9 protein-coding genes and 4 tRNA genes are annotated in these 11,817 nt (G+C 60.3%); 10 read left to right on the plus strand and 3 right to left on the minus strand.

The window, feature by feature from the left end; all coding sequences use genetic code 11:
* Positions 1-90: 90 nt before the first annotated feature.
* A complete protein-coding gene (gene rdgC / locus QMX91_RS23740) occupies positions 91-1,011 on the minus strand; it encodes a recombination-associated protein RdgC (RefSeq protein WP_003223096.1) in 921 nt (306 codons plus the stop codon).
* A gap of 159 nt (positions 1,012-1,170) precedes the next feature.
* On the opposite strand from rdgC, the gene QMX91_RS23745 reads away from it, so the two are divergent.
* The 4 genes from QMX91_RS23745 (at position 1,171) to QMX91_RS23760 (ending at position 1,714) form a co-directional block, all read left to right on the plus strand.
* A tRNA-Val gene (locus QMX91_RS23745) sits at positions 1,171-1,246 on the plus strand.
* A gap of 19 nt (positions 1,247-1,265) precedes the next feature.
* Positions 1,266-1,342: transfer RNA gene (locus QMX91_RS23750), tRNA-Asp, on the plus strand.
* A gap of 200 nt (positions 1,343-1,542) precedes the next feature.
* Positions 1,543-1,618, plus strand: a tRNA-Val gene (locus QMX91_RS23755).
* A 19-nt stretch (positions 1,619-1,637) separates the two neighbouring features.
* A tRNA-Asp gene (locus tag QMX91_RS23760) sits at positions 1,638-1,714 on the plus strand.
* Between the two features lie 218 nt (positions 1,715-1,932).
* Here QMX91_RS23760 and QMX91_RS23765 read toward each other — a convergent pair.
* Positions 1,933-3,069 carry a catalase family protein gene (locus QMX91_RS23765; protein WP_177416208.1) on the minus strand — a complete coding sequence of 379 codons (1,137 nt, stop codon included), beginning with the start codon at positions 3,067-3,069 and terminating at the stop codon, positions 1,933-1,935.
* A gap of 26 nt (positions 3,070-3,095) precedes the next feature.
* Positions 3,096-4,904 (minus strand): di-heme-cytochrome C peroxidase, encoded by a 1,809-nt coding sequence (locus QMX91_RS23770; protein ID WP_282413470.1) that lies wholly within the window; start codon positions 4,902-4,904, stop codon positions 3,096-3,098.
* A gap of 270 nt (positions 4,905-5,174) precedes the next feature.
* Here QMX91_RS23770 and QMX91_RS23775 point away from each other — a divergent pair, with 270 nt between their 5' ends.
* The 6 genes from QMX91_RS23775 to QMX91_RS23800 all read left to right on the plus strand — a co-directional run.
* Positions 5,175-5,891 (plus strand): FKBP-type peptidyl-prolyl cis-trans isomerase, encoded by a 717-nt coding sequence (locus QMX91_RS23775; protein ID WP_007966725.1) that lies wholly within the window; start codon positions 5,175-5,177, stop codon positions 5,889-5,891.
* A 294-nt stretch (positions 5,892-6,185) separates the two neighbouring features.
* The gene (locus QMX91_RS23780; protein WP_135295265.1) at positions 6,186-6,641 is read left to right on the plus strand and encodes a YkvA family protein; all 456 of its coding nucleotides are present in this window, start codon (positions 6,186-6,188) and stop codon (positions 6,639-6,641) included.
* A 112-nt stretch (positions 6,642-6,753) separates the two neighbouring features.
* Positions 6,754-7,095, plus strand: a complete 342-nt coding sequence (locus QMX91_RS23785) for a helix-turn-helix transcriptional regulator (protein ID WP_098967902.1) — start codon at positions 6,754-6,756, stop codon at positions 7,093-7,095.
* On the plus strand, positions 7,092-7,463 hold the full coding sequence (locus tag QMX91_RS23790) for a hypothetical protein (RefSeq protein ID WP_003223109.1): 372 nt from the start codon (positions 7,092-7,094) through the stop codon (positions 7,461-7,463). Before QMX91_RS23785 ends, QMX91_RS23790 begins: the two co-directional genes overlap by 4 nt.
* Positions 7,464-7,862 (plus strand): sel1 repeat family protein, encoded by a 399-nt coding sequence (locus tag QMX91_RS23795; protein ID WP_282413471.1) that lies wholly within the window; start codon positions 7,464-7,466, stop codon positions 7,860-7,862.
* Positions 7,863-8,110: 248 nt separating this feature from the next.
* On the plus strand, positions 8,111-11,817 hold a 3,707-nt coding region (locus tag QMX91_RS23800), incomplete at its 3' end, for a DUF6531 domain-containing protein (protein ID WP_282413472.1).

Here is an 11,817-nt window from a genome sequence, read left to right on the forward strand (position 1 = left end):
CGCGAAAGCGGCGGGTCAGCCAAGTTAATGTTGAATGACACACCGCTTTCGCGAGCAAGCCCGCTCCCACATTGGAATTTCACAAGGGTTTTAGATCCCCTGCGGAGTCTCTTCACCGCCCAACGCTTCCACCAGTGCCGGCAGGAAGTCGCCGAAGGTCAGCATCATCAGGGTGAAGCTGGCGTCCAGTTGGCCCAGAGCCTCGTCGCCACCGTCCTGTTCGGCCTGATCCTGCAGCAGGTCTTCGAACTTCAGGCGTTTGACGGTCATCTTGTCATCGAGCATGAACGACAGTTTGTCCTGCCAGGCCAGCGACAACTGAGTCACGACTTTACCGGTGCTCAGGTGCAGCTGGATTTCTTCGCTGGTCAGGTCCTGACGCTTGCAACGCACGATGCCGCCGTCTTCGTGGGTATCGCGCAGCTCGCATTCGTCCAGTACGAAGAAGTCCGGTGCTGCTTGCTGGGTGGTGACCCACTCGGTCATCACGGCCGTCGGTGCGGTTTTCACGGTCAGTGGACGCACGGGCAGGGTGCCGAGCACTTCACGCATTGTGGAAAGCAGGTCTTCGGCACGTTTCGGGCTGGCCGAGTTGACCAGGATCAGGCCCTGTTTCGGCGCGATGGCGGCGAAGGTCGACGAGCGACGGATAAAGGCGCGCGGCAGGAACGCCTGGATGATTTCATCCTTGATCTGATCGCGTTCCTTCTTATAGACCTTGCGCATCTGCTCGGCTTCGATCTCTTCGACCTTCTCCTTGACCGCATCGCGCACGACGCTGCCCGGCAGAATGCGTTCTTCTTTACGCGCAGCGATCAGCAGGAAGTCACCGCTGACGTGCACCAGTGGCGCATCTTCGCCTTTGCCGAACGGCGCGACGAAACCGTAGGTGGTCAACTCCTGGCTTGCACATGGACGCGCCAGTTTGGTGGCCAGTGCAGTTTCCAGCGCCTCGGCATCGACAGGCAGGTCTTGGGTCAGGCGATAGATAAGCAGGTTTTTGAACCACATGGGGTGAGTCTCTCCTTTATACAAAGGGGGGCATTATTGTCTTCGCCGGGTCATAGGCCAACCCTTCTCTAAGCCTTTGGAAGGCCTGAGAAAATTAATTAAAAAAGTGCTTGCCAGAGGTTGGGTCGCTCCGTAGAATGCGCGCCACACCGAAGCGAAGGGTGATTAGCTCAGCTGGGAGAGCGTCTGCCTTACAAGCAGAATGTCGGCGGTTCGATCCCGTCATCACCCACCATTCGTTTCAAGTGTTTAGCGCAGCGGTAGTTCAGTCGGTTAGAATACCGGCCTGTCACGCCGGGGGTCGCGGGTTCGAGTCCCGTCCGCTGCGCCATATTCGGTAACCTGGACCACTGAACGCCAGGTCACCACGGAAAAACCCGCTGAAGCGGGTTTTTTTCTGTCTCAAGTTTGTACCTTGTTCCATCGGGTTTGTGTCGTTTCACCGGTTTTCAGATTTTTTTGAAAAAAAACTTCAATTAAATCAACACATTACGAAAACTTGTGGCATAATGCTCCCCGTAACGAAGCGAAGGGTGATTAGCTCAGCTGGGAGAGCGTCTGCCTTACAAGCAGAATGTCGGCGGTTCGATCCCGTCATCACCCACCATTCGTTTCAAGCGTTTCGCGCAGCGGTAGTTCAGTCGGTTAGAATACCGGCCTGTCACGCCGGGGGTCGCGGGTTCGAGTCCCGTCCGCTGCGCCATATTCGGTCACCTGGACCCACTGAACGCCAGGTCACCACAGAAAGCCCGCCTAGTGCGGGCTTTTTGCTGTCTGCGATTTGCGAATTTCTGCAATGCCTGTGTGGCGAGGGGATTTATCCCCGATGGCCTGCGCAGCAGGCCGAAAGTCTTCAAGCTGGGGCTGCTTCGCATCCCATCGGGGATAAATCCCCTCACCACAAATCATCTCCTCGTCTTCTCACTGTTCGGCATTGCGACTGTGCCGATAATCGCTCACCGCCTCATACACCGCTTTGCGCAAGCGGTTGATCCCGCCAATCGGTCGGTGCGCCTCGATACCAAACCACGGATTGAACGACAGGTTGTCGCACGCCAGATTCAATGCCGGCGTGTCAAAGTCCTGCGCAGGCAGGGTGATTCGCGCCACACTTTCGAACGGTGAATCCTGCTCGCGCCACTCGATGCTGGTGTCCTCGATTGGCATGTACTTGTTCGCGTCCTGGCGCTGAATCTGCAGCACAAAACACGCTGGCACCCGATCCGTCGACAGTTGCTGGTTCAAGGCGCTGCGCAGGAAATTCGGCAGGTCGTGGTTTTGTGGGGGCAGGGCATACGCCGGGCAATTGTCCGGATCCGGCGCGACTCGAAACTTCACATTTGCCTCCCCGAATTTGTAGGGCGATACCGAAAAGTACGTGGTCGCCGTCGGGCTGTTCGGTGGCGGCGCCAGGGTCGCCAAGGCGATGAACAGGTGGCGGATCTGCCAGTTGCGCGGATCCCAGCCAGGAAAGAACGCCATCATCTTTTTGCCATCAGCCTGAGCCGCCACATTCTGACGATACTCGGCGACATCGCTGACAAAGAAATTCGGGTGGCTGAACATCACGAAGTTTTGCTCGCGGCGTTGCTGACGGTCGCCGAGCAATGGTTTGCCGGGCACATCGAGCAGTTTGATTGCCATGCCCCGGGCATCGCGGATGCTGTCGAACTGCGGGTAGGCGTTGCCATTGGACAGGCGAATCATCGCCTGCCAGGTTTTGCCTGGTTCGGTGAAAACACCTTGGCGCAGCGCTGGTGTCAGTTCCGGCAGCACCGTCACTTCGGCTTTCACGCAACCATGGGCCTTGGCATGCGCGTCGCGCAGATAACGGGTGCCTTCACGGTGTTGATCGACGATGCGTACGGCGGTCTGGATCACGTCCTGGGTCATCGCCGCTTCACCGGCGGGAACCTGTTCCTGCGCTGACACCGGGCCTCTGTGTTGCCAGACGAACCATGCGCTCGCGATGGCCCAGCCCAGCAGGCCGATAATCAGCAATGTCAGTAGGGCTTTGCCCAGCAGGCGCCCCAGCCACATCCAGACGCGGGCGAACATCGACGGTCTTTTATACGGGTCGATCCTCATGGCAATTGCGCCTCCAGTGGTCCGCCCAGTACTTTCAGGTATTCCAGCAAGGCCCAGCGCTCCTCTGGTTGCAGCAGTCGGCCGATGACCCCACTGCCGCGCTCGCCGGCGCGGAATTCATGACCGCTGTTGTGGTTGCCGCTAATCCGCGTGTCGAACAGGAAACCATTGGTAAAGGCTTCGGTGCGATACCCCAGATGGCGCGGGTCGTATTCGAACGAACCTTTATAGAACGTCGTGGCGCGCTCATCCTGCGGTGACAGCAGTTGATAAAGGCTCGGTACTGAACCGTTGTGCAGAAACGGCGCGGTGGCCCAGATACCGGCCAACGGCCTGGCCTTGTAGGCGACCTTTTCGCGTACGCCGATCGGCAGTCCGAAGCCGTCGAGTTGGGGTTTTTCCTGCGGGGTGACGCCGGCCTCGCGATAGGCGCGGTTCTCGACGAACGCGGTGACGTAGGCCAGGCCCTTGGCCACCGAGAGCTGGCTCAAATCCAGTGGTTCGGTGGGCGTCGGATGCAACTTCACATCCATCTGCTCCAACTCCTTCAGGTCCCATTGCAGCGGCGTCAGGTCGAAACGGTGGTTGGCTATGTTGGTCGCCGCATTCGGATCGGTACCGATTACCTCCACCGGCAGCAGGTGCAAATGCTGCACCCAGCGTTCGCCCTCCTGGGTCTTGCGCGGCACGTGGCAACCGGCGCAGTTCTCGGCAAACAGCGCGCGGCCCTTGGCAGCCAGTGGTTTGTCCACCGCACCCAAGACATCTTCCGGCCAGGCGGGTGGTTGCAGGTGTTGCAGGGTTTCTTCGATTTTGTGCAGATCACGCACGCGGACACTGGAGGCGTAACGGGCATCGCCCTGCAGCGGCTGGCCATTGCTGTCGAAGAAATTCAACGTGGCGCCGACACCCAGTGCCTCCCCGATGTTGCGCGCCATCGGTTGCTGCGCCGAACCGTTCCACTGCACCCAGTCGAACGTCCACATGTCCCACAGTTGCGGGTAGTCCACCGGTGCGTTGGCCACGCGGTAGTTAGCGGGGGAGATCGCGTCGCCGAAGGTGGCGTTGGCGATGCGGCCGAATGCGTCGGTGCGGCCCGGGCCTTCTTCGGTAGGGTAGAGGCCGCGATGCGTGTCGTTCCAGGCGACTTTGAGGAAGATGTTCAGCGATTGCTTGAAGTCTTTGCGCAGTTGCTCGTGGCGTGTCTCGTAGTCATCGCCCAGAACATTTTTGGCGAAACGCTCGAATTTCCACGGGTTGTAGTAAGTCGCGGCCAGACTCGCGACCAAGGCTTGTCCGAAACTGCCACCGCGCAATGTAGGAACGCTGGAAGGCAAGACATGCTGCGCCGAACCACCGTCAATTCGCACGGCCTGGCCCTTGAAGCGCAATTCGCCAGTGTGGCAGGCGGCGCAGGTGATATCGAGATAATGCTCGGTGCCACCGGGATTCGCGTGGCGGGCGAAGCCGACCGGCAGATTGCCGGGGTTGTTCGACGTGGCTTTCTGCTGTGGATCGACCAGAAAACCGAAGCGTGCGAGGTATTCCGGAGACGCGAAACGCTGCTGCGAGAAGGGCAGCTCCAGCGCCTCGAACCATTCATAGCGCAGGCCTTTGACCTGTGTGCCCTGCGGCGTGAAATAGTAGGTCTGGCGTTCCTCCGCGCTCCACTGCTGCAGGTAATGCACCTGTTGGGCCGGGATATAGAAGGGCAGTTTCGGGTTGGCGACGTAGTACAGAATCACTGCCAGAGCCAGGCCCAGCAGCACAATGATCAGTGCCAGCACACGGTATAAGAGGCGCAAGATAAACATCCTTGTCGAGTTGTTGCCTTGTTATGCCTCAGCTGTTGCAGGTGCGGCAAGTGGCCATTACGCCAACTGTCGTAGGAAGTCTCATCAGCCCTTGTCAGCTCCAGATGACAGAAGCTTCATCGTCCCTTGGCCCGAATGCGTTTTAATCCCTGAACTTATCGGACATTTCCTGCTCTCATGCCGGTAGCCATTGGTCGTGGCGGCCTGATAAGCTCGCGGCTTTACTCGATTGCCCTTTCGGCGCATGAACAAGGAAATAGCATGAAACAGCATCGGTTGGCGGCGGCGGTAGCCCTGGTTAGCCTGGTCCTCGCGGGTTGTGATTCGCAGACCAGCGTAGAGCTGAAAACCCCGGCGCAAAAAGCTTCCTACGGTATCGGCCTGAACATGGGCAAGAGCCTTGCTCAGGAAGGCATGGATGATCTGGACTCCAAAGCGGTAGCCCAGGGCATCGAAGATGCCGTCGGCAAGAAAGAACAGAAGCTGAAAGACGAAGAACTGGTCGAAGCCTTCGCCGCGCTGCAAAAGCGTGCTGAAGAGCGCATGGCCAAGATGAGCGAAGAGTCGGCAGCCGCCGGCAAGAAATTCCTCGAAGAAAACGGCAAGAAGCCTGGTGTCACCACCACCGCTTCCGGTCTGCAGTACGAAGTGGTCAAGAAAGCCGACGGCCCACAGCCCAAGCCTACCGACGTAGTGACCGTTCACTACACCGGCAAGCTGACCAACGGCACCGTGTTCGACAGCTCTGTTGAACGTGGCAGCCCGATCGATCTGCCGGTCAGCGGTGTGATCCCGGGTTGGGTTGAAGGTCTGCAACTGATGCACGTTGGCGAGAAGTACAAACTGTACATCCCTAGCGATCTGGCTTACGGCGCGCAATCGCCAAGCCCGGCAATCCCGGCCAACTCGGTTCTGGTCTTCGACCTGGAACTGCTGGCCATCAAGGATCCAGCCAAAGAAGACGCCGCCGCCAAGTAATCGGCTGTAGCTTCGAAGACAACGCCTCGCTTATGCGGGGCGTTGTTGCATCTGGACGATGCTGGCGGTAAACAGAGCGAACGGATGGCGCTTACCGCAGTCCTAGAGATTGAGGCTGCCAGCGCTAGACGCCCTGAGCCGCCAAGTCAATGAAATATTGGGGTTTTTTATGTGAGTAAAAAACGCCCGATCTGAGCGCGGCCCTTATAAAACGGGGCTTTCAGCGCTGAAATGCAGCTCTGTTCACAAGGTTATCCACAATTTGTGTGGATAACATTTCAACGGGAGAAATAGATGAAAGCGCCGTGGAATTTCGCCCGATTTCTGCCCCTCGCCGGTCGATTGCTGGCGCGTGGGCGTCTGCCGACCCTGTTGTTCGCGGTGGCGAGCAAAGGTGCCGCGCAAGGCAATCGCCTTGGCAAACTCAAGGATGATCTGCGTCTGCTCCAGGCACTGTGCCTGGCCTACTGGCGTGGCGACTATCGGGCCATCAGCCCGAAAGCCATGGTTTCGGTGGTAGCGGGGCTGATGTACTTCCTCAGTCCGGTGGATGCGATCCCGGATTTCATCCCGGTGTTCGGCATGCTCGATGACATCGCCGTTCTGGCCTGGCTGATGAAAACCCTCGACGATGAGCTCAATGCTTTTCGGCTCTGGCGCAACCGCCAGCAGCCGGAAAAACTTGCGGTGGTCGAGCGCCTGCCTGATACCCCCGAGCAACTTCAGCTTCAGGGCCCGAAAAAGCCCTGATTCACTTCGCCTGCAGACAGATAGATACCCCCCGCGACCTTGGCCGCTGTTAGGATTACACTTCTAGGGAAAAGTGCCGACTCGCTAAGTGTTGTTGTCCTACGGGGTAGTCATGGATATTCAGATAATTGCACGCGATGGCGAACCCGAGTATGCGGTTCTGCCATGGGTCCAGTATCAGGCTCTACTGAAAGCAGCAGGCATTAACGAAACACCGCCGCAGCAGGCGCCAGCGCCGGCCGCCGCAACGCCGGACCCGATTCTTCCAGGTCTGGATCAACTACGCAGTTTGCGCGAAGGGAAGGGCATCGCCATCGAGGCGCTGGCCCGCACGGTAGGCATCAGCCCGTCTTATCTGGCCATGATCGAAAGCGGCGAGCGTCAACCTGACGCCGCGATTCGTCGCAGCCTGGCCTGGGAACTGACGGTGCCGGGTTGGAGGGATGAATCGTGAGCGTACGCATCAGTCGTCAACATTGGGACGGATTGCTCGGGGAGCTGGATCAGGCGCGCAGGCAGCGCCATCTGTTGACCTATCGAGCCTTGCTCGAACGTTTGCAACTGCCGACGCCGGCGATGCAGACGCTGACCGCGGCACTTGAGCATCTGGCCGCGCTGGACGCCAAGGCTGAACAGCCGTTGCGCAGTTCGCTGGTGATCAGCCAGGGTGCCAGCCGTTTGCCACGTACCGGTTTCTTTGAGTGTGTCGAGCGTCTGGGGCGCTTTTCCGGGCCCTCTGATGGCGTTGCTGCTGCCTCCTGGCATGCGTCGGAAGTGGTCAGGGTGTTCGAATACGAGTACCCGGAATCGGCGGAGGCCTGAGTGTTCTTACGACTCAAGGCGTCGGCCAGTTACTGGTTGGCCCGCAGGCTGTTTCACTGGTCGTGGTTTGTCCGCCAGCCCAGAGGCTGGCGCTGGCTCGAAGGGCAGTTTGCGCGCATGGCCAATCTTGGCGATGTCGGTGCGCAGAGCTTTTATGGGCACATTCTGACGTTTCGCGGGGTTGGCCTGGGTGCCCGCGAAGAGGGTGTGCGGCTGTTGCGTCTGGCGGCGCTTGCCGGTGATGGCAAAGCGGCCTATCAGGTCGGCGTGATCAGCTTGGCCGGTACGCCGAGCAAAGCGCCGGATCCGGCCGAAGCGGCGTGCTGGTGGACCTTGGCAGCCAAGGCCGGTCACCCGTTGGCCGAGCTCAAACTCAAAGAGTTGAGCGCTCGGGATTAAACCCGGTAAATCATTTTGTATCGCTCGATAAACGTGGCGTGAGGGAAACCTCACGCCACGTTTGCGTTTATCGCTATACGTTTTTTGTAGTAATCAGCCTTTTGCGGATTAGTCCTACAGCAAACACCTACTCGCCTGACTTCTTTCCTGATTGATCCCCCGCAAAGTCCCCGCGCCTAATTTTTGCGCGAGGGAACGCTCATGTTTGACCCGGTTTTTCATTCCACCCCGCATCGTCGCGTGCGCTGATGGAAGCCGTCAGCCGTATCGAGCAGGAACTCGACAGCTTCCCCGACTCCCTCAGCCTCTATCGCCAGCAGCTTGAGTATTGGTTCAGCAAAGCGGCCGACCAGGTCAGCCACGCGGCGGACCTGCCGTCGCTGATGGGCATGGAGCGGGTTATCCGCTTTGGTGATCGCGTCACCGCGGTCAGCACGGGCGACAGTGAGTTTGCCACCGGCGTCGTGCAGTGCCCGAAAAGCGGGGTGCTGGCGATCGAGAGCAAATTCGAGTCGGTGTACGACATTCCGCTGGGCAACATCGTGGTGGATGTGGTCGCGGTGGATGATGGCCAAACCTCCCCCGTCGCACTTGATGCGCAAGGCCGGGGAACATTCGCCGGTACGCCAGGCAAGTTCTATCGCGTGCAGGTGCACAGCGACGTTACCCCGGAGCAGATCGGGGCGCTGTTCCAGTCCTACGACGGCTTGACCGGCGAGCTGGATGGCTGGTTGCGCAGCGAGTGGCAGGGGTTCAAGCCGCAGTGGTCGCAGTCGGTGGCGACGGCGGCGGGCAACGGCATGCTCGCCGGGAGCTGGGCGGCGATCGAGGGGGTGTGGGACAGCATCGGCATGCTGTCGGAGATTCTCAAGGATCCAGGCGCATTTGCCGAGCGGCTGGGAAGCGGCGCGGCTGATCTGATTCATCTCGCAGAAGCAGCTCCGGATGTCATGCAGAAACTGCAGTTGCTGGTCAGTGATGAAGCGGCGCTGTGTTTGCTGTTGCGCAGTGCGAGTCTCTGGCTGGAGATGCTGCCGCCCAGCCAGATCGCCGGCAAAACCGCTGAAACGGCGTCGATGATGATCGTGCAGGTGCTGATCGATGTGCTGATCGGCGTTGTGTTGACATTCGTCGGGGCTGGCGCCGGGATCGCTTATCTCACGCTACGCCTGGCGGATCGCGCCGCCCAGTTGCTCTCGGTTGTGAAACGCCTGGTCAAGGCGATGTTCGGCATCGTCAACACGTTCATCCATTACGTCGACCAGTACAAAACTGTCGCCGCGCGGGGTATCGCCGCCGGGGTGAAAAAGGGCCGCATGCAATTGCGCTGGGATGCGAAGCGCAATGCCGCCCTGAAGAAAAACGAGCATCACGATAACGCTCCCGATCAAGCGAAAAACCCCAACGGCGACAGCGCCGACTGCGCGCCGCTGACCTGCACCGACGGCTGTCCGGTGTCGATGGTTACCGGCGAGGAATTGCTGACCCTGACCGACGGCACGCTCGATGGTTTGCTGCCGTTCGAGTTCACCCGGTTGTACCGCACCAGCGCGGTGGAGATCGATGTCGGGCTGGGGTTTGGCTGGAGTCATTCGCTGGCGCATCGGCTGGAGTTCGATGGCGAGGCGGTGATCTGGGTCGATCACGAAAATCGCCGCACGCGGTTTCCGTTGCCCAGTGTGGAGCGGCCGGCGATTCACAACAGTCTGTCGCGGGCGGCGATTTTTCTCGGCGATGAGCCGGAGGAACTGATCCTCGCGCTGGCCGGGGATGCGGCGCGGTTTTATCACTTTCGTGCCGGGCGGTTGGTGGCGGTCAGTGATGCGTATGGCAATCGGCTGACGGTGCATCGCGATCATCAACAGCGGGTTTTCCGCCTGGACAATGGCGCGGGCCGCTCGCTGCTGTTGCGCTACGACCGGGCGCATCTGGTCGCGGTTGATTACCAGGTGCTTGAGGCTGATGGCTGGCGTACCGAGCAAACGCTGGTCAGTTATTGCTACGACGCCCGTCAGCGGTTGTTGGCCGCGACCAATGCGGTCGGTGACAGCGAGCGTTACGACTACGACGATCAGCACGTCATCCTGCAGCGGCAACTGACCGGCGGCGCGAGTTTCTTCTGGGAATGGGAACGCTCGGGCAAGGCGGCGCGTTGCGTGCGCCACTGGGCGTCGTTCGTGCAGATGGACACCCGTTACGTCTGGGCCGATGACGGCAGCGTCGCGGTGCACTACGTCGATGGCAGCGAAGAAACCTACGTCCACGACGACAGCGCACGGCTGGTGCGCAAGGTCGCGGCCGATGGTGGTGAGCACCTCAAGGCTTATGACGACGCGGGCCGGCTGATCGCCCAGCAGGATCCGCTGGGCGCGGTCACTGAGTATCGCTACGACGACGTCGGACGGCTGATCGCGCTGCTTCCGCCGGACGATGAGCCAACGTCCTACGAGTACCGCAACGGTTTCCTGCACAGCCGTTCTCGCGGTGAAGCGGTGTGGACGTTTCGGCGCAACGCCGAGGGTGATGTCACCGAGGCGGTCGATCCTGACGGTCAGGTCACCCATTACTACTACGACACGCGCGGGCAGTTGCTGTCGATCCGCTATCCGGACACCAGCCGGCACAAGTTGTCGTGGAACGACCTCGGGCAACTGATCGAGGAAACCCTGCCTGACGGTGGTGTGCGGCGCTTTTCCTACGACGCGCTGGGGCGACGGACGACCACTTGCGACGAACACGGCGCGATCACCCGCCAGCAGTGGGACGCGGTTGGCCGACTGGTTCAAACGACATTTCCTACAGGCGCCACTCGCGCCTACAGCTATGGCGCTTACGGCCAAGTCACTGCCGAGCGCGACGAACTCGGGCGCATCACCCGCTACGAGTATGACGACGACCTGCATCTGGTCTCGCGCAAGATCAACCCCGACGGCACGCGGGTGCAGTACCGCTACGACCATGCGCAACTGCTGCTGACGGAAATCGAGAACGAGTCCGGGGAAAAGTACCGCCTGGACTACACGCCCACCGGATTGATCCGACAGGAAACCGGCTTCGATGGTCGGCGCACCGCTTACGCCTACGACCGCAACGGGCACCTGCTGGAAAAGACCGAGTTCGGTGATGACGGCTCGACGCTGGTCACCGCCTACGCGCGTGATGCGGCCGGGCGCTTGCTGCTGAAAACCCTGCCCGACGGGGTTGAGGTGGCTTACACCTACGACCGCCTGGGCCGTTTGACCGGGGTTGATGACGGCCAGCAACATCCGCTGGCCTTTGAATATGACCGGCAGGACCGGCTGATCACCGAGCATCAGGGCTGGGGCACCTTGCGGTATGTCTACGACGCCTGCGGCCAGCTCAAGCGCCAGCGTCTGCCGGACAACAGCAAGCTCGACTATCACTACGCCAAGGGCGGCGCGCTGACCGCCATCGACCTCAATGGCACGCGGCTGAGCAGCCACGTCTATCAATCGGGTCGCGAACAACAACGCCAACAAGGCCTGCTGCGCAGCGATTATGCCTACGACGATCAGGGACGTTTGCTGGCCCACGCTGTAGGCCATCAGCACGACTCGCTGTATCGCCGGGATTATGCCTACAGCGCCAACGGCAACCTCGAGCACATCGCCGACAGCCGCCATGGCCAGCGCACCTATGGCTATGACGCCCTCGACCGCTTGATCCGCGTGCGTCACTCGCGCGACGAACTACCGGAATCCTTCGCCCACGACCCGGCCGGCAACCTGCTGATGCAGGATCGTCCCGGCCCGACCCGGATCAAGGGTAATCGCCTGCTGATGCAGGGCGACCGCCATTACGACTACGACGCCTTCGGCAACCTGATCCGCGAACGCCGTGGCCGCGACCAGCAACTCGTCACCGAGTACCGCTACGACTGCCAGCACCGCCTGATCGGCCTGACCCGCGCCGACGGCCAAACCGCGACCTACCA

The sequence above is a fragment of the Pseudomonas sp. PS01299 genome (genome assembly GCF_029960145.1).
GTDB lineage: Bacteria > Pseudomonadota > Gammaproteobacteria > Pseudomonadales > Pseudomonadaceae > Aquipseudomonas > Aquipseudomonas putida_A.